The sequence below is a fragment of the Sandarakinorhabdus sp. genome, assembly GCF_032115815.1.
Taxonomy (GTDB): Bacteria; Pseudomonadota; Alphaproteobacteria; order Sphingomonadales; family Sphingomonadaceae; genus Sandarakinorhabdus.
This window is the reverse complement of the sequence record NZ_JAUMBI010000187.1, coordinates 1-17,570: the sequence shown is the minus strand read 5'-3', so window position 1 is coordinate 17,570 and position 17,570 is coordinate 1. Positions and strand designations below refer to the sequence as shown.

14 protein-coding genes and 1 pseudogene are annotated in these 17,570 nt (G+C 65.7%); 13 read left to right on the top strand and 2 right to left on the bottom strand.

The window, feature by feature from the left end:
- The 9 genes and pseudogenes from RT662_RS10980 to RT662_RS10940 all read left to right on the top strand — a co-directional run.
- Positions 1-271: pseudogene (locus RT662_RS10980) on the top strand (hypothetical protein); the annotation flags it as partial.
- A gap of 151 nt (positions 272-422) precedes the next feature.
- Positions 423-3,245, top strand: a complete 2,823-nt coding sequence (locus tag RT662_RS10975) for a TonB-dependent receptor (RefSeq protein ID WP_313670745.1) — start codon at positions 423-425, stop codon at positions 3,243-3,245.
- Positions 3,246-3,262: 17 nt separating this feature from the next.
- Positions 3,263-4,747, top strand: coding sequence for a phosphoesterase (locus tag RT662_RS10970; RefSeq protein WP_313670744.1), 1,485 nt, complete (start codon positions 3,263-3,265; stop codon positions 4,745-4,747).
- A 5-nt stretch (positions 4,748-4,752) separates the two neighbouring features.
- Positions 4,753-5,763 carry a phytase gene (locus RT662_RS10965; RefSeq protein ID WP_313670743.1) on the top strand — a complete coding sequence of 337 codons (1,011 nt, stop codon included), beginning with the start codon at positions 4,753-4,755 and terminating at the stop codon, positions 5,761-5,763.
- Positions 5,764-5,887: 124 nt separating this feature from the next.
- On the top strand, positions 5,888-7,330 hold the full coding sequence (locus RT662_RS10960; RefSeq protein ID WP_313670742.1) for a porin: 1,443 nt from the start codon (positions 5,888-5,890) through the stop codon (positions 7,328-7,330).
- Positions 7,331-7,526: 196 nt separating this feature from the next.
- On the top strand, positions 7,527-8,450 hold the full coding sequence (locus RT662_RS10955) for a calcium-binding protein (RefSeq protein WP_313670741.1): 924 nt from the start codon (positions 7,527-7,529) through the stop codon (positions 8,448-8,450).
- Between the two features lie 133 nt (positions 8,451-8,583).
- Positions 8,584-9,393 (top strand): enoyl-CoA hydratase/isomerase family protein, encoded by an 810-nt coding sequence (locus RT662_RS10950; protein ID WP_313670740.1) that lies wholly within the window; start codon positions 8,584-8,586, stop codon positions 9,391-9,393.
- Positions 9,390-10,571, top strand: a complete 1,182-nt coding sequence (locus RT662_RS10945) for an acyl-CoA dehydrogenase family protein (protein ID WP_313670739.1) — start codon at positions 9,390-9,392, stop codon at positions 10,569-10,571. Before RT662_RS10950 ends, RT662_RS10945 begins: the two co-directional genes overlap by 4 nt.
- Entirely contained in the window at positions 10,571-11,707 is a 1,137-nt protein-coding gene (locus tag RT662_RS10940; protein WP_313670738.1) for an acyl-CoA dehydrogenase family protein, read from the top strand. Before RT662_RS10945 ends, RT662_RS10940 begins: the two co-directional genes overlap by 1 nt.
- Here the strand turns inward: RT662_RS10940 and RT662_RS10935 are convergent.
- Positions 11,704-12,201, bottom strand: a complete 498-nt coding sequence (locus RT662_RS10935; protein ID WP_313670737.1) for a DUF2306 domain-containing protein — start codon at positions 12,199-12,201, stop codon at positions 11,704-11,706. The genes RT662_RS10940 and RT662_RS10935 overlap by 4 nt on opposite strands.
- A 78-nt stretch (positions 12,202-12,279) precedes the next feature.
- On the opposite strand from RT662_RS10935, the gene RT662_RS10930 reads away from it, so the two are divergent.
- Complete coding sequence (locus tag RT662_RS10930) at positions 12,280-13,089, top strand: LytTR family DNA-binding domain-containing protein (RefSeq protein WP_313670736.1); 810 nt, start codon at positions 12,280-12,282, stop codon at positions 13,087-13,089.
- On the opposite strand, the gene RT662_RS10925 is transcribed toward RT662_RS10930, so the two are convergent.
- On the bottom strand, positions 13,074-15,287 hold the full coding sequence (locus RT662_RS10925) for a primosomal protein N' (protein WP_313670735.1): 2,214 nt from the start codon (positions 15,285-15,287) through the stop codon (positions 13,074-13,076). The two genes, RT662_RS10930 and RT662_RS10925, sit on opposite strands and share 16 nt — an antisense overlap.
- 37 nt (positions 15,288-15,324) lie before the next feature.
- Between RT662_RS10925 and purB the strand changes: the two genes are divergently transcribed.
- The 3 genes from purB to RT662_RS10910 form a co-directional block, all read left to right on the top strand.
- Positions 15,325-16,635: an adenylosuccinate lyase gene (gene purB, locus RT662_RS10920; protein ID WP_313670734.1), complete on the top strand. Its 1,311-nt coding sequence runs from the start codon at positions 15,325-15,327 to the stop codon at positions 16,633-16,635.
- Between the two features lie 26 nt (positions 16,636-16,661).
- The gene (locus tag RT662_RS10915; RefSeq protein ID WP_313670733.1) at positions 16,662-16,958 is read left to right on the top strand and encodes a hypothetical protein; all 297 of its coding nucleotides are present in this window, start codon (positions 16,662-16,664) and stop codon (positions 16,956-16,958) included.
- Between the two features lie 156 nt (positions 16,959-17,114).
- Positions 17,115-17,570 (top strand): phosphoribosyltransferase family protein (locus tag RT662_RS10910; protein WP_313670732.1); only part of this gene is annotated, 456 nt, incomplete at its 3' end.

Below are 17,570 nucleotides of genomic sequence, written 5' to 3'. Positions count from 1 at the left end.
CGGCTGGCTGGGCGGCGGCGATGTGAAGGTGATGACCGGCTGCGCCTGCTGGGCAACGCTGGGTACGCTGGCGGCGCAGGTGGTGCTGATCGCCATTGCCGGCGGTGTGCTGGCGCTGGTGCTGATGCTGCTGCGTCGCGGGCTGGCCGTGGCCGGCGTCACTGGCGACAATGCACCGCGGCTGGTGCAGGTGGGCGCCGATCTTCCCTATGCCGTGGGCATTGCTGGCGGCATGGCGGTGTGGGCTTGGCGCTTCCTGCCGCTGCCTTGACGGGGTTCGGCCTGTTGCCCGAATGCCTCGTCATGAATTCGACATATCAAAGCCACCCAAACGTCATCTGAAAGTCACCATGCCGTAACCCGGGCTGGTTAGCGCCCCCCATGTCTGCCGAACACCGGGTTCGGCGCAATGGGGCCTTGTCATGATCTTCAGCTCGTCTGCCCGCGGCACTGCTGCGCTTCGCCTTGCTCTGCTGGCCAGCCTGGCCGGCTCGCCCGCCATGGCGCAGGTGATGGCCGCTGCCGATCAGACCACCAATGCCAGTGCCGGAGAGTCCACCACCCAGGATGGCGAGATCGTGGTGGTCGGCAGCCGTCCGATCGCGGAATCGCTGGCCGCTGCGTTGGCCGTGCAGAAGAACAGCGACAGCCTGGTGAGCGTGCTGGCCGCCGACGCCATCGGCCGCCTGCCCGATCAGAATATCGCCCAGGCCGTGTCCCGCCTCCCCGGCATTTCCGTGCAGCGCGATCAGGGCCAGGCCCGTTACATCAACATCCGCGGCGCGCCGCTGCAGTGGACGACGCTGAGCTTTGACGGGATCTATGTGATCAGCCCGGAAGGCCGCGATGCGCGCTTTGATTCGTTGCCCTCGGCCATTGCCGGGCAGGTGATCGTGAACAAGGCGGTGACGGCCGATCTCAATGGCGAAACCATCGCCGGCAATGTCAACATCGTCACGCGTTCGGCCTTTGATTACAAGGGCATGCATGTCCAGGCCAAAGCTGGTGCCGGTTTCAACGATCTGGGCAACGGTGCCGAATATGAAGCCTCTGCCGTGCTGTCGAACCGCTGGGAAACCGGCATCGGCGACATCGGCGTGCTGGTGTCGGGTAGCTATTACCAGCGCACCATGGGCACCGACAACTTCGAGATCGACTGGGAAACCGTGGGCCAGGATGTGCGCCCGGTGACCGGCGCTGATCCCAACACGCTGTTCGACGATGGCACGGGTCCGCGCCGGGTGTGGGCGCGCGAGATCGAGAACAAATTCTATCGCCTGACCCGCAAGAACTGGTCGGTGACCGGCCGGCTCGACTGGCAGCCCGATGCCGATAACAAGCTGTTCGCCTATTCCGTCTACTCGATCTTCCTCGACGACGAACTGCGCGACAATTTCCGCGTGGACGGCGATGATCGCCAGGGCAATGTGCCAAGCGCGGCCTGCGTGGGCAGCGCCCCGCAATTGCCGGCGCCGGGCACCACCGGTTATGCCGATGTCTGCACCGGCAACACGCCGCTGCGTGGCACGGTTTATGGCGTTGACTATGACGCGCGTTACCGCCGCAACCAGCCGCGCCAATCGATCCTGACCAACACCATCGGCGGCGATCACACCTTGTCTGACGACATCACGCTGCGCTGGCGCGGCAACTACACCCGTTCCAAGGATGATCGTACCACGCCCTATGTGATCACCTATCAGTCGCCGGGCTTTGGTTCGGGCGGTTCGGGCGCGGTAAACCGCGTGACGGTGGATTATGATCTCACCAACCCGCAGGGCAGCCAGGTCGCGCTGTTCCGGACGCTGCGGGCGAGCAATGGCCAGCTGTCAAAGGGCGCAGCGGCTGCGAGCTATCTCGATTTGCCCAACAGCCTGACCAATATCAACAGCGTGCAGGCGGTGGACATCACCAACGCCTATACCGCCAAGGCCGAACTGTTCTGGAAGACCCGCCTGTTCGGCGACACGCTGCTGCGCTTTGGCGCGCAATATGATGATCGCACCAAGACGGCGAATGAAAGCCAGATCGATCTGTCGGGCGCGACGGGCACACCGTTGGCCAACGCGCTCACGGCGGCCGGCCTGACCAATACGGCCAGCAGCATCCTGTCCAGCGAGGCCTATCGCCAGACGCTGCGACCCGGTTACAGCTTCAACCTGATGGACGATGCGCTCGCCACCCGCGTGCTGACAGCGGCGCAGGGCATCGCCGCCTATACGCCGGTGCAGGAAGAATTCTACCGGGTGAAGGAAAGCGTGTGGTCGGGCTATGCCATGGCCACCACGCGGTTTGACGGCGGCAATATCGTTTATGGCGCCCGCATCGAGCATGTCCGCAACAGCGGCACCGCCTTTGTGTTCATCAACAACGATCCGCCACTGCTGACCACGGTGAACACCAGCTCCACGCTGGTTTTCCCCAGCGCCCACCTCAACTGGAATGTATCGGACGAGCACAAGCTGCGGCTTGGCTTCACCACCGGTGCGGCGCGGCCGGACTACACTGTGGCTCGCCCCAGCTTCAACATCGATGACGGTGATGAAGCCATTTCGGGCGGCAACCCGTTCGCCGTGCCGGAACGCGCGCGCGGTGTTGATCTGTACTGGGAGTATTATGGCCGCAATGGCGGCTTCGCCAGCGTGGGCGTCTTCTACAAGGATGTCAGCCGCGCCCTGTTCGAGGCCAGCCGCCAGTTTGGCGACACGCGTTTCGACACTGCCGGCCTGCCGCGCAGCCAGTATGATTACAGCACCACCGTGAATGGCGGCGATGGGTATATCTGGGGCGCTGAAGCCGCGCTGCAATTGCAGGTGGACAATTTCGGCGGCGATCACGGCTTCATCGGTGGTTTCGGCATCATCGCCAATGCCACCTACAACAAGAGCCGGGTGACGACGCCAGACGGCCGCCGCATCACCTTCCCCGGCACCTCGCGCTGGGTCTACAATGTCGGGCCCTATTTCGAGAAATATGGCGTGTCGGCGCGCGTGGTCTACCAGAAGCGCACCGAATGGCTGTCGGAACTGGGTGATGGCAGCACCGGCGGCGACATCTTCTGGGATACCGATGGCGAACTCGATGCCTCCATCCGTTATGCCATCACGCCAAACATCGAAGTCTATGCCGAAGGCGGCAACCTGCTGAACGGCCCCGGCCGCCGCTATGCCGGCAACAAGGTGCGGACGCTGGAGTTTGAAAAGTTCGGCCGCCGGTTCCAGGCCGGCGTGCGCGTCACTTACTGATGTCGGGGGTACGGATCATGCGGTTGCTTGCGCTTGCCGCATGGTCTGCCCTGCTGGCCACTCCCAGCCTTGCCCACGGAGCGCACAGCGGCCTGGCCGAGCGCTATCAGAACAAGCCCACCGCTGGCGCCGTGCCCGCCAAGGGCCGGCTGTGGCTGCCGGGTGATCACCACATTCATTCCGAATATAGCGCCGATTACGAGCTCAACCCGGCCAGCCCGCAAACGGCGCCGATCCCGTTGCTCGGCAAGGATGGCCGTTATTCGATCAGCAAGAATGCCCAGATGGCGCGGCAGTTCGGCCTGCGCTGGATGGTGAGCACCGATCATGGCGGGCCCAATCACTCCAAGCTGAATTACGAACAGGCCTGGCCGGAAGTGAACAAGGCGCGTGCCACTGTGCCGGAAATGCTGATCTTCTATGGCATGGAGTTCGATACCCCGGCCGGCGACCACAGCAGCCTGATCATCCCCTTCACCGGCGACGAACGTGAACAATTGCGTGCCATCGAATCCGGCTTCTCAAAGCGCGAGCCATGGCCAGCCGACAAGGCGTGGGACAGCGAAGGTCGCATGATCGACGCGCTGAAGATGATGCGCGATCAGAAGGCACCGCCTGTGCTGATCGCCAATCACCCCAGCCGTTCCGCCACTGCGCCGTTCGCGTGGGGCCTCTACACGCCATCCGAGTTCCGCAACTGGAACGACACTGCGCCGCGTGTTGCCATCGGCATGGAAGGCGCGCCGGGCCACCAGGCCGGCGCCATAAAGCCCGATGGCAGCCCCGACCCCACCGGCAACCGCGGCGGCTATGGCCGGGCACCGACGCTGGGCGGTTTCGATCAGATGACGGCGACGCTGGGCGGTTTCTGGGATTCGATGCTGGCCGAAGGCCGGCGCTGGTTCATCACGGCGACGTCCGACAGCCACAGCAACTGGCGCGACGGCGGCAATGATTTTTGGCCGGGCGAATATTCCAAGACCTATGTGCAGGCGCAGGTCAGCCACGCCGACATTGTCGATGGCCTGCGCTCGGGCCGCATCTTCGTCACCACCGGCGATCTGGTGTCGGAAGTGGATGTGATCGTGGCCAGCGGCGGCCGCCGCGCCGGCATCGGCGGCACCATCACGGCGCGCAAGGGTGAGATGTTGGATGTCACTATCCGCCTGCGCGACCCTGCCGCAGCCAACGCCGGGGGGCGCACACCCGAAGTGGCGCGGGTTGATCTCATCCTGGGCTCCGTCACCGGGCCGGTTGCCGATCGCACCACGGCACGCGCGCCGGCCACCACCGTTCCCCACCGCTTTACCGCCGCCGATTGGCGCCGCGATGGCGAGGTGCTGACCATGACCCACCGCATCCCGGTGGTGACTGGCCCGCTCTATCTGCGCGTGCGCGGCACCAGCAGCGGTGAGCTGGAGCCGACAGCCGATCCCAAGGGCGAAGACCCGTGGTCTGATCTATGGTTCTATGCCAACCCGATCTTTGTCACCGTGAAATGAGGCCGATGCGCGCTGTTTTGCTCCTGCTCCTACTGCTCGCCGCCTGCGCGCCGCCGGCTGTCGTGCCGGTTGTGCAAACGGCCAGCGTGACCGCCGATGCCGAAACGGTGGCGGTGAAGAGCGGCGACGACGCTGCGGATGATCCGGCGATCTGGCGCAACGCTGCCAACCCGGCTGCCAGCCTGATCGTGGGGACCGACAAACAGGCCGGGCTCTATGTCTATGGCCTTGATGGCCAGGTGCGGGATTTCGCCAATGCCGGCCGGGTCAACAATGTCGATCTGGTGGAAACCCCGGCGGGCGTGATCGTCGCCGCCAGCGATCGCAGCGACGAAGCCCATGCCCAGATCGCGCTGTTTCGCCTGAATACCGCCACGGCGCGACTGGAACCGATCGGCCGGGTGCCGGCGGGGGCAGGCGAAGCCTATGGGATGTGCCTGTGGGCAACACCGGGAGCCCTGACCGCCTTCATCGTCATCAAGGACGGCACCATCCGCCAGATCTTACTTGATGTCGCCACGGCCAGCGGCCGCGTCGTGCGCACGATGAAGCTGGCCACCCAAAGCGAAGGCTGCGTTGTCGATCCGCGCACTGCCCGGCTTTATGTCGCCGAAGAAGACGTGGGCATCTGGCGCTTCGATGCGCGGGCCACTGGCAGCGTCACTCCGGTGAAACTGGCCGGCGTGGACGGCAAGCGGCTGGTCGCCGATGTGGAAGGATTGGCCATTGCCGCCGAAGGGGCCGGCAATGGCGGCTGGCTGGTGGCCTCCAGCCAGGGCGACAACGCCTACACCCTGTATGGCCTTGCCGATGAGCGCTTTGCCGGCCGCTTCCGCATCGCCGATGGCCGCTTTGGCGGCACCGAGGAAACCGATGGCATCGCGGTGATGACCGGCGACTTCGGCCCGGCCTTCCCGCACGGCCTGATGGTGGCACAGGATGGCGAAAACAGGCCAGCGCAGAACTTCAAGCTGGTGGGCTGGGGCCGGGTGAAGGAGGCGCTGGGGCTGCACTAGCCGCCGGCACCCCGCCGGCCCTGTCATAAAAGCATCATGCAATTGCAATATTGTTGTCACCCCGGTGTCATATTGCGCCGCGGGTCCCAGATGCCTGAGTCTGCCGCCACAGGGCCACACCGCAATGACCACCCGCCTCCAGCGCCGCAATACCGGCGCCCTGATCGCCTTGCTGGCCAGCCTGGCCGCACTGCCGGCTGATGCGGCGGAGCCCACGGTGGCCGAACTGCAGCGCCAGATCGACGAATTGAAGGCGATGGTGGCCGAACTGAAGGCGGCCACCCGGCAGCCGGCGGCCGCGCCGGCCCCGATGGCGACCGCCCCTGTGGCCTCTGCGCCAATTGTGACCGCTCCGGTCACCCTGGCGGCCGCGCCAGCCTCACCATCCACCATCGTGCTCACCCCGCCGCCCCGGCGCGGCAAGCCCTGGTATGAAAAGCTCATGCTGCGCGGCTATACCCAGCTGCGGTTGAACGAGATCGTGTCGGGCGATGCCACCGCGCCGGCCGGCGTGTCGCGATTGCGCTCCATCGGCGATGGCAACATCACCGATCGCAACAATTTCAGTTTCCGCCGGATCCGCCTGATCCTGCAGGGCGATCTCAATGATCATGTCTCGCTCTACCTGCAGCCGGATTTCGCCACCGCCGTTTCGGGCCAGTCCGCAGGTGAACGTCGCGAAGGCTTCGGCCAGTTGCGCGATGCCTATGTGGATTGGTTCCCGCTGAAGGACCGCAGCCTGCGCCTGCGTTTCGGCCAGTCCAAGGTGCCGTTCGGCTGGGAGAATCTGCAAAGCTCGTCGGCCCGTCTGGCGCTGGACCGTACCGATGGCATCAACAGCGCTGTGCCTACCGAGCGCGATCTGGGTGTGGTTGCCTATTACACCCCGGCGCAGGTGCAATTGATCTGGGATCGGCTGGCGGCTGATGGCCAGAAATTGTTCGGCAATTATGGCGCCTTCGGCCTGGGCCTCTACAACGGCCAGGGCACCAACCGCACGGAAGCCAACAATGGCATGATGTTTGTTGCCATGGCCACCTGGCCGTTCGCGCTCGACGGGCTGGGCCTTGATGGCCAGGTGCTGGAAGTGGGCGGCGCGATCATGCGCAACCGGGTGCAGCCCGAAATCCGCACGGGTGGGGTCAGTGCGCTGTCCTATGCCGATAATCGCGTTGGCTTCCACGCCATGCTCTATCCGCAGCCCATCGGTTTCCAGGCCGAATGGAATTGGGGCACCGGGCCACAGTGGGATGATGTCACCCGCTCCATCCAGGAAAAGCCCTTGGAAGGCGGTTATGTGCAGGCCATGGCGCGGGTGAAGCGCTCGCCTTTGGGGCCGTTCATGCCGTTCGCGCGCTGGCAGCATTACCGCGGCGGCTTCAAGGCCGGGCTCAACGCACCGCGGCTGGAAACCGATGAGTTGGAACTGGGCATCGAATTCCAGCCCACACCGCCGCTGGAGCTGACCCTGACCTATGGCCACGCCAAGCGCCGCGAAGCCGACGAGCGCCGCAGCGGCCAGGCCGAAGGCGACATCGTGCGCGCCCAGTTGCAGTGGAACTATTGAGGCACTGTTCTTTTCTAAGGCTGTAATCGTCTACGTTGGTTTGGCCGCGTGCTTTAATCTGTAATTCATCAGAATATTCGCGCAATATTGTTGCTATTTTTATCTTCAAAGTGACTTTCTTCGTTCATGAAATAGTCAGCTGAAGAATCTCATTTTCCGTTCCCGGGGGCGTTGAACCACGCCTGGGAGAGTGAAAATGGCAACGCGTTTTGGTACTTCAGGAACTGATCAGATCATCGGCACAGAACTCGATGATTTTCTCTATGGCTATGCACCCGGCCAGAAGGGTCTCGACATCGGCAATGATCGCATCTTCGGCGGCAAGGGCCGGAATTTCATCGATGGCGCCGGCGGCAATGATTTCCTCGACGGCGGCGAGGATGATGACACTATCCTTGGTGGCAACGGTGCTGACCAGATCTTCGGCGGCCAGGGCATGGATCGCTTGTTTGGTGAAGCCGGCAATGATCTTGTCGATGGCGGCGAAGGCGATGACATCATCGACGGTGGCGCCGGGGCCGATCGACTGTTTGGCGGCAAGGACAATGACGATGTGCGCGGCGGCGCCGGCAACGACGTGATTGACGGCGGCGAAGGCGCGGACATCGTGCGCGGTGACGCCGGCGTTGACACCATCGATGGCGGCGAAGGCGACGACATCGGCGAAGGCGGCATCGGCGCTGACGCGTTGATCGGCGGCCTTGGTGACGACACGCTTTATGGCGACATCAGCGGCCAGCGTTCGGGCACCGGCCATTCCGCTGACCGGCTGTTCGGTGGCGACGGCACCGACAGCCTGTTTGGCGGTGGCGGCAACGACATCCTTGATGGCGGCGAAGGCCAGGACACGCTGACCGGTGATGCCGGGGCCGACCGCTTTGTCTTCAACGGCAAGTGGGGCTTCGATATCGTGGCGGATTTCGAAGACAATATTGACAAGCTCGATCTGCGCGGCACCGGCGAAAATTTCTCGTCGCTGTTCTTCGAATTGAGCGATCTCGACAGCGATGGCAGCACCGATGACGTGCTGGTGAAGACCAGCAACGGCGATCTTGGCGAGATCGCCATCCTCAACACCCAGTTGACGCAGATCACCGCGACCGATTTCATCTTCGGCTGAACGTGATCAGGCCTTGCGCGCCGGGTGCTCGTCACGCCCGGCGCGCAAGCGCTTCACCCTGCCCAAAGGCCAAGATTGACCGGCCGCGCCGCTTCCGCCACCCTGCCCGAAATAAATGGGGAGACGCAGGCACATGGCGCTGCTGGAAGGCTATCAACGCTTCACCTTCACGCGCGGCCAGTTCGGCCACGAACGGGTGATCACCGCCACTATCACCGGCAACAACCCGGTGAACGGCGTTGACGAGCTGATGCACGAAGAACTCGCCCGCGTATTCACCGAACTGCAGCAGGACAAAGGCAGCGACATCATCGTGCTCACCGGTGCTGGCCGCGCCTTTTGCGCTGGTGGCGATTTCGACTGGTTTGAAGAACAGATCGCCCACCCCAACCAGTTCCGCGACATCGGCTGGGACGCCAAGCGCATCGTCACGTCCTTGCTCGACATCGAAAAGCCGGTGATCTGCCGCATGAACGGCGCTGCCGCCGGGCTGGGCGCCACCATCGCCCTGCTGTGCGATATCATCGTGGCCGATGAAAACGCCGTGATCGGCGATCCGCATGTGAAGGTGGGGCTGGTGGCTGGCGACGGCGGCGCGGTGATCTGGCCGCAGCTGATCGGCTATGCCCGCGCCAAGGAGTTCCTGATGACCGGCGACCTGATCAAGGCGCCGCGCGCCGAAGCGATGGGCCTGATCAACTATGCCGTGCCGACCGACCAGCTTGATGCCAAGGTAAGCGAACTCGTGGCCAAGCTGATGAACAATCCCAAATATGCCGTGCGCTGGTCCAAGGTGGTGGCCAACCAGCCGCTCAGGGTGCTGGCGCAGCAGTTGATGGATGCGTCCATCCCCTATGAGACGCTGTCGAACCTTGCCGCCGACCGGGCCGAAGCCGTGCGCGCCTTCCGTGAACGCCGGCCGCCGAAACTGACGGGTGAATGATGGCCCCGCCGCTGCCCCCCGTCACTTTCACCGATGAACCCGAACATATCGGCCAGTTGCGCGACACCATCCGCCGCTTTGTCGCGCAACACGCCCCGCGCGAAGCACGCATCCAGTGGGATCGCGATCACCGCTGGCCGCGCGACGTCTATGCCGAATTGAACAAGCTGGGCCTGACCGCACTGACCGTGCCGGAAGCCTATGGCGGGGCCGGGCAGGATCTGGTCGCCGCCATCGCGGTGATCGAGGAACTGGCGCAGGCCGGGCCGTGCCTTGCCGGGCCCTATATCCACACGGCCTTCTATGGCGGCATGAACCTGTCTGAAAACGGCAGCGCCGAGCAGAAGGCGGAATTTCTCCCTCGGCTGGCGCGGGGTGAGCTGTTCTTTGCCTATGGCCTGTCCGAACCTGATGTCGGCGGCGATCTGGCCAGCGTGACCACCCGCGCGCGGCTGGACGGCGACGAGGTGGTGATCGACGGCGCCAAGCGCTGGTGCACGGGGGCGGACTGGAGCGATTATATCTACACTTTGGTGCGCTCCGGCCCGGCGGAAGACCGCTATCGCAACCTGTCGTTCGTGCTGATCCCGACCAACGCCGCCGGCGTGCGCATGCAGGATATCCACCACGCCAACCTGCGCTACACGGCGAGCCAGGACGTGTATTTCGACAGCGTGCGCGTGCCGGCGGGCAATATCGTCGGCGGGCCGGCGATGTGGAACCAGGGCTGGAAGCTGCTCGCCGGCCGCGCGCTGGATGTCGAGAAACTGGAAATCACCGCGGTGGCCTTCGGCATCGCCCGCGCTGCGCTGGATGAGGCGTGGGATTACGCCCAGCAACGCGTGCAATTCGGCAAGGCGATCAGTCAGCACCAGGCCATCCGCCATAAACTTGTGGTGGCGCGCACCAAGCTGCAGGCCGCCCGGCACATGCTCTATCACGCGGCATGGCTGGCCAATGAAGGCCGGCCATGCAGCGCCGAGACCAGCATGGCGAAACTGTTCGTCGCCGATGTTGGCGTGGAGATCGCGCTCGCCTGCCAGCAGGTGATCGGTTCCTATGCGCTGTCAGATGCGTTCGACATGGAGCGGCACGTGCGTGATCTGCTCGGCATGCCGATCGTGGGCGGATCGAGCGACATGCAGAAGAACAACCTCGCTTCGCTGTGGAAGCTGTGATGATCGCGCAATCGCTGCTGGAAACGGTCGCTGCCCGCGCCGCCGATACCGAGGCGCAGCGCCGGCTGCCCGCCGATCTGGCCGCCGAATTGGCAGAGGCCGGCCTGTTCCGCATGTTGGTGCCCACATCGCTGGGCGGCGCGGAGGTGGATGTCGCCACGCTCTTCAAGCGCCTTGAACAACTGGGCCGCGCCGATGCCGCCACCGGCTGGTGCGTGATGATCGGCGGCACCACGGCGCTGATTTCGGCCTGGCTGCCCCTGGAACACGCACGGGAAATCTGGGCTGATCCAAACGTCATCACCGGCGGCGTGTTCGCGCCGATGGGCCGGGCGGTGGTCGACGGTGCTGATCATGTCGTCTCCGGCCGCTGGGCCTGGGGCTCAGGCAGCGCCAATTGCAGTTGGTTGCTCGGCGGCGCGGTGATCATGGACGGCGGCGAGATGCGCCGCCTCCCCAGCGGTGCCCCCGATCACCGCATGATGGTGATGCGCCGCCACGAGGTCGAACTGATCGACACCTGGGATGCGCTGGGCATGCGCGGCACTGGCTCGGGCGATCTGGCCGCCACGAATGTCCGCGTGCCGCAGGGCCGCAGCGTGTCCTTCATCACCGATACGCCGCGCGAGGCTGGCCCGCTCTATCGCTTTGCACCGTTCGGCCTGCTGGCGCTCGGCATCGCGGCGGTGGCCAGCGGCAATGCGCTGGGCGCGCTCGATGATCTGAAGACGCTGGCGGTCGCCAAGAAAGGGCAGGGTAGCAGCCGCAGCCTCGCGGAACGCGGCGTCGTGCAGGCCGATTTCGCCGTAGCGCAGGCCGATCTCGATGCCGCCCGCGCGCTGGTCCACGCCGAAATCGCCGCCGCGTGGGAGCGGGTGGTGGCCGGTGACACGCCCGATCTGCCGTCCCGTGCCCGGCTTCGGCTGGCGGCAACCCGGCTCACCCAAGTGTCGGCCCGCGTGGCGGCCAAGATGCACGAATTGGCCGGCGGCACCTCCGTCTATGCCAGCCATCCGCTGAACCGCCGCTTCCGTGATGCCCATGTGGCGACCCAGCATGTGATGGTCGCCCCGCCAACGCTGGAGCTGGCGGGGCGCGTGTTGCTGGGCCTGCCGGTGGATGCGTCGATGCTCTAGGCGAGCTGACGCTTCAGCAGGCGCCCGAACAGCCACCAGCTGCCGATGGCATAGAGCACGACGTTCAGGCCAATCACCATCGCCCAGAACGTGACCGGTTCGAAACCCTCGATGATGCCGAAGCGCGGGTTGGTCAGCACCTGGCTGAAACCGGCCATCATCAGGCCCAGCCAGCTATAGGCCATCTGGATCTTGTGGTTCTTCAGATCGCCGGGCTGGCGATTGCGCAGCCATTTGCGCAGCGCCCACATGCCGCTGCCCAGCGAATAGAGGCTGACAAAGGCGAGGACATGGAAGGGCAGGAACTTGGTATCGGGCCGGAAGGTCGCCAGCGCGCCGATGTTGCATACCAGCATCGCCGGCACATAGAGTCGCCCGGCCAGCGCGTGGCCCGGCGTGCCCTGGCGGGCGAGCATCTGATAGAGGCCCAGTGGCATGGCGAGGCAGGCGGCGACAAGATGGGCGAGCAGCAGCGGGGAGAGATTGGCAAGCATCGAACAGGCTCCAGTGGCGGTTGATGCCGCCGGTGTGGCAAGCTGCCGCCGCTTGCCGCAACGCCGCTTTCGCCTATCATGCCAATCGCTTCGTCAATCACGCCCGTGCAGGATTCACGCTTCGTGGAATCGACCCTCAGCCTCTCGCGCGACACCGCTCCGCCGCTGCGCCCGCTGATTGCCGGCACGCTGTTTGCGGTGGTGGCCTGCGTGCTGGCGGGGCCGTTCGATACCGATGTGCTGCCGTTGCCCAGCCGGCTGGTGTTCTGGTTGGTGCTGATCGGCTGGAACAGCGTGAAATGGTGGCTGTGGTATGCATGGGCGGGCCCGCGCACGACCAGCCGGCGGTCGGTACTGCTGGCCGCCGTGGTCGGCGCGCTGCTGCTCAACGCGACGCTGCCGCTGGAGATCGACCTGATGTTCCGCGCCATCGGCCGGCCGCTTGAGCTGTCGTGGCTTGGCCTGTATCTGATGGCGCTGCTGGTGGCCGGCTCGATCTCGGCGCTGATCGCCGCGTTGCGGGGCCCGCGCGCAGTGCCGGTGGTGCCGGCCGCGCCCGCGCCGTCACTGCTGGCCCAGCGCGCTGGGTTGCCCGATCTGGCCGGCGTGCTGAGCGTCACGGCCGAAGATCATTATCTGCGCCTCGTGCTTGCCGATGGCCGAAAGCCACTGGTGCTGTTCCGCCTGAGTGATGCGCTGCCGGAACTGGCGAGCCAGGATGGCCTGCAGGTGCATCGCAGCGCCTGGGTGGCCCGTCGCCATGTGGCCGGTGCGCGGCGCGATGGTCGCCGCTGGCTGCTTGTGCTGGCCGATGGTGCGGAGCAGGCGGTGAGCGAGACGTTCCTGCCCGCCGTGCGCGCCGCCGGCTGGCTTCAGACGAAGCTGTAGGGGTCCACGTCCACCACCACGCGCACACTGGACGGCAGCGCCGCGCCGCCCACCCATTCGCGCAATATCGCCGGCAGCGGCAGGTCGCGCCTTGCCTGCACCAGCAAGCGATGCCGGTGCCGCCCGCGCAGCATGGCCAGCGGGGCGGGCGCCGGGCCGAGCACCATCAGTCCCTCGCGTTGCGGCGCGGCGGCACCCAGCACGTCGGCGGCGGATTTCGCGGCGGCCGCATCTTCCGATGAGACGATCAGCGCCGCCAGCCGCCCGAACGGCGGCAGGCCCAGATCGCGCCGCGCCTCGATCTCGGCGGCAAAGAACGCCGCCGCATCGCCCCGCCCCAGCGCCTGCATGATCGGGGCTTTCGGCTGGTGCGTCTGGATCAGCACGCGGCCCGGTTTCACCCCGCGCCCGGCGCGGCCGGCGGCCTGCATGATCTGCTGCCAGGTGCGCTCACCGGCGCGCAGGTCGCCGCCCGACAGACCAAGATCGGCATCGACGACGCCCACCAGCGTCAGATCGGGGAAGTGATAGCCCTTGGTCACCATCTGGGTGCCGATGATCACGTCGATTTCGCGCGCTTCCACCGCCGCCACCAGCGCGGCGGCGCGGGCAGGGCTGGTGATGGTGTCGCTGGTCACCACGGCGGTGCGCGCTTCCGGCCAGGTGCGGCGCACTTCCTCGGCGATGCGCTCCACGCCCGGGCCGCAGGCGACCAGGTGATCTGCCTCGCCACATTCGGGGCATTGTTCCGGCACCGGCATCTGGTGGCCGCAATGATGGCAGGCCAGGCGCCGCGACAGGCGATGTTCCACCATCCAGGCGGTGCAATTGGGGCACTGGATGCGGTTGCCGCAGGCCCGGCACAGGGTGAGCGGGGCATAGCCGCGGCGGTTGAGGAACAGCAGCGACTGCTCGCCGCGTGCCAGCGTGTCGGTGATGGCGGCGACCAGCACGGGGGAAAGCCATGTCCCGCGCGTTGGCGGATGCCGGGTCATGTCGACCAGAGTCACCTCCGGCAGTTCGGCGCCGCCGAAACGGCTGGGCAGCACGAGATGGCGATAGGTGCCGCGGCTGGCCAGCACCTGCGTCTCGATCGCCGGCGTGGCGGTCGCCAGCACGATGGGCAGGCCCTCCATGCGCCCGCGCATCACCGCCACGTCGCGGGCGTGATAATGCACGCCCTCTTCCTGCTTGAAGCTGGCCTCGTGCGCTTCATCGACGATGATGGTCTTCAGGTTCGCATAGGGCAGGAACAGCGCCGATCGCGCGCCCACCACCACCTTGGCGCGGCCATCGGCGATCGCGGCCCAGGCAGCGCGGCGCTCGCTGGTTTTCAGATCCGAATGCCACGACAGCGGCTGGCAGCCGAAACGGGCGGCAAAGCGCGCCAGCCACGGTGCGGTGAGTGCGATTTCCGGCACCATCACCAGCGCCTGCCCGCCGGCCCTGATCGCTTGCGCCACGGCTTCGAAATAGACTTCGGTCTTGCCGGACCCTGTCACGCCTTCGAGAAGGATCGGCGCGAATTCGCCCGCATCCACAGCGGCGACCAATTCATCTGCTACGGCTAGCTGATCGGCCGAAAGCGCCGGCGGCGCGAACGCAGGATCGGGCTGCGGCGGCGTGGCATCGCCGGCCACGCGGCTTGCTATCAGCGTACCCGACGTGACCAGCCCCCGAATCACCGCGTCTGACACGCCGCCCATGCGGGCGAGATCCCGCGCCGTGCCCTGCCGCCCCTCCAGCCGCTCCAGCGCCTTGGCGCGTTCCGGGGTCAGTCGCTTCGGCACCGGGCCGCCCAGCCGATATTCGGTGAACTCCCTCGGACTGAGAAACGCCACCGACGGCCACGCCATGCGCACCACCGATTGCAGCGACGCGACATAATAATCGGCGGTCCATTCGATCAGGCGGCGCAGCGGCTCGGCCAGCGGCGGCAGGTCGAGCCGCGCCGCCACCGGCCGCAACCGGCTGGCCGCCACGTCGGGCGCTCCCAGCCGATCGGCATCCCACACCACCCCGATGATCCGGCGCGGGCCGAGCGGCACTTCCACCGCGTGGCCCGGTTGCAGGTCCATGCCCGGCGGCACGGCATAATCCAGCGCCCCCAGCCCGTGCTGAAAGGGGATGACGCGGACACGAGATGCCAAAGAGAAGGGAGGCGAAGTCACCACGCCACAGATAGGCAATCGCCGCATCACATGCTAGGCGCGCCGCACAGCAAAGAGGCCTCGCATGATCCCCCGTTATTCCCGCCCCGACATGGTTGCCATCTGGGAACCGGAAGCCCGCTTCCGCATCTGGTTCGAGATCGAAGCCCATGCGACGCAAAAGCTGGCCGATCTCGGCGTCGTGCCGCAAAGCGCCGCCAAGGCGCTGTGGGACTGGTGGGCGACCAAGCCCGCCATCGACGTCGCCGCGATCGACGCGATCGAAGCGGTGACCAAGCATGACGTGATCGCCTTCCTTGATTGGGTGGCGCAGCAGGTCGGCCCGGAAGCGCGCTTCATGCACCAGGGCATGACCAGCAGCGACGTGCTTGATACCTGCCTTGCCGTGCAGCTCGCCCGCGCGTCCGATCTTCTGCTCGCCGACATGGATGCGCTGCTCGCCGCCATCAAGCGCCGCGCACTGGAGCACAAGTTCACCCCCACGATGGGCCGCAGCCACGGCATCCACGCCGAGCCGACGACCTTTGGCGTCAAGCTGGCGCAGGCCTATGCCGAGTTCGCCCGTTGCCGCGCGCGGCTGGTGGCAGCCCGCGCCGATATCGCCACCTGCGCGATTTCCGGCGCGGTCGGCACCTTCGCCAATGTCGATCCGCAGGTTGAGGAATATGTCGCCGAACAGCTTGGCCTGAGCGTGGAGCCGGTCTCCACCCAGGTCATCCCGCGTGATCGTCACGCCATGTTCTTTGCGACGCTGGGCGTGATTGCCAGCAGCATCGAGCGGCTGGCCACTGAAATCCGCCACCTGCAGCGCACCGAAGTGCTGGAGGCGGAGGAATATTTCAGCCCCGGCCAGAAGGGCTCGAGCGCCATGCCGCACAAGCGCAACCCGGTGCTGACCGAGAACCTCACCGGCCTCGCCCGTATGGTCCGCTCCGCCGTCACCCCGGCGCTGGAGAATGTCGCGCTGTGGCACGAGCGCGACATCAGCCACTCGTCGGTGGAGCGCTACATTGGCCCCGATGCCACCGTCACGCTGGATTTCGCGCTGGCGCGTCTGACCGGCGTGGTCGACAAGCTGCTGGTCTATCCGGAGCGGATGGAAAAGAACCTGAATCGCATGGGCGGCCTCATCCATTCGCAGCGCATCCTGCTGGCGCTCACCCAGGCCGGCCTGACCCGCGACGACAGCTATCGCCTGGTCCAGCGCAACGCCATGAAGGTGTGGGAATCCGATGGCGCGTTGAGCCTGCTCGATTTGTTGAAGGCCGATGCCGACGTGACCGCGCGCCTGAGCCACGTCGAACTGGAATCGCTGTTCGACCTTGGTTACCACTTCAAGCACGTCGATACGATTTTCGCCCGCGTGTTCGGTTGAACCCCTTTCGCACTGGAGCCTGCCCCATGAAGCTGATCATTGCCCTCGCGCTTGCGGCCCTGCCGGCCGCCGCCCTGGCCCAGCCGTCCGCAACGCCGGCCGCGCCCGCTGCTGCTGCGACCCTCGACACGCCGATTGAAGTGCTGATCGCTGCCGAGAAGACCAAGGCCATCCTCGATGCCCGGGTGCCGGGCCTGACCAGCCATCCAATGTTCGACCAGTTCAAGACGATGAGCCTGAAGCAGCTGCAACCCATGGCCGGCGGCCAGCTCACCGATGCCATGCTGGAAGCGGTCTCTGCCGATCTCGCCAGCGGCAAGTAAGATACGCTCGGGCCTGTCCTACAGAGCCGAAAAATGTCACCCTGCCGGGCATGAGGCCTGATCCGATCCCCCACCATTTGCCGCCCTTGGCAACGCTGTATTCGACACGATTCGTCAAAACTGGCAAATCTGCCGCCACTCGGCCGGGGTCCGCGCATGAGTGACGTGAAGAAAATCTGGCTCACCGCCGGTGACCTGCTGGGCGACAGTTTCCGGCTGGCGCGGGCTGTGCTGGAAAGCGGTTTCCGCCCCACGCACCTGGTCGGCATCTGGCGTGGTGGCGCACCGATCGGCATCGCCGTGCAGGAGTTTTTCGATGTGCACGGGGTGGAGTGCGATCACATCGCCATCCGCACCGCGAGCTATACCGGGATCGATCAGCAATCGAAGACGGTGAAGGTCTATGCGCTCGGCTATCTGATCGACACGCTGAATGCCGATGACCGGCTGCTGGTGATCGATGATGTGTTCGATTCCGGCCGCAGCATCGAGGCGGTGCTGGCCGAGCTCAAGTCCCGCTGCCGCGCCAACACGCCGGCCGATATCCGCATCGCCACCGTGTGGTACAAGCCGGCGCGCAACCAGACGGCGCTGAAACCGGATTATTTCATC

Coding starts and splice junctions, on each gene's coding strand:
- RT662_RS10915 (WP_313670733.1), top strand. CDS start 16,662: ATGAAGCTGATCATTGCCCTCGCGCTTGCGGCCCTGCCGGCCGCCGCC.
- RT662_RS10925 (WP_313670735.1), bottom strand. CDS start 15,287: ATGCGGCGATTGCCTATCTGTGGCGTGGTGACTTCGCCTCCCTTCTCT.
- RT662_RS10945 (WP_313670739.1), top strand. CDS start 9,390: ATGATGGCCCCGCCGCTGCCCCCCGTCACTTTCACCGATGAACCCGAA.
- RT662_RS10930 (WP_313670736.1), top strand. CDS start 12,280: ATGCCAATCGCTTCGTCAATCACGCCCGTGCAGGATTCACGCTTCGTG.
- RT662_RS10950 (WP_313670740.1), top strand. CDS start 8,584: ATGGCGCTGCTGGAAGGCTATCAACGCTTCACCTTCACGCGCGGCCAG.
- RT662_RS10960 (WP_313670742.1), top strand. CDS start 5,888: ATGACCACCCGCCTCCAGCGCCGCAATACCGGCGCCCTGATCGCCTTG.
- RT662_RS10940 (WP_313670738.1), top strand. CDS start 10,571: ATGATCGCGCAATCGCTGCTGGAAACGGTCGCTGCCCGCGCCGCCGAT.
- RT662_RS10955 (WP_313670741.1), top strand. CDS start 7,527: ATGGCAACGCGTTTTGGTACTTCAGGAACTGATCAGATCATCGGCACA.
- RT662_RS10935 (WP_313670737.1), bottom strand. CDS start 12,201: ATGCTTGCCAATCTCTCCCCGCTGCTGCTCGCCCATCTTGTCGCCGCC.
- purB (WP_313670734.1), top strand. CDS start 15,325: ATGATCCCCCGTTATTCCCGCCCCGACATGGTTGCCATCTGGGAACCG.
- RT662_RS10970 (WP_313670744.1), top strand. CDS start 3,263: ATGCGGTTGCTTGCGCTTGCCGCATGGTCTGCCCTGCTGGCCACTCCC.
- RT662_RS10965 (WP_313670743.1), top strand. CDS start 4,753: ATGCGCGCTGTTTTGCTCCTGCTCCTACTGCTCGCCGCCTGCGCGCCG.
- RT662_RS10975 (WP_313670745.1), top strand. CDS start 423: ATGATCTTCAGCTCGTCTGCCCGCGGCACTGCTGCGCTTCGCCTTGCT.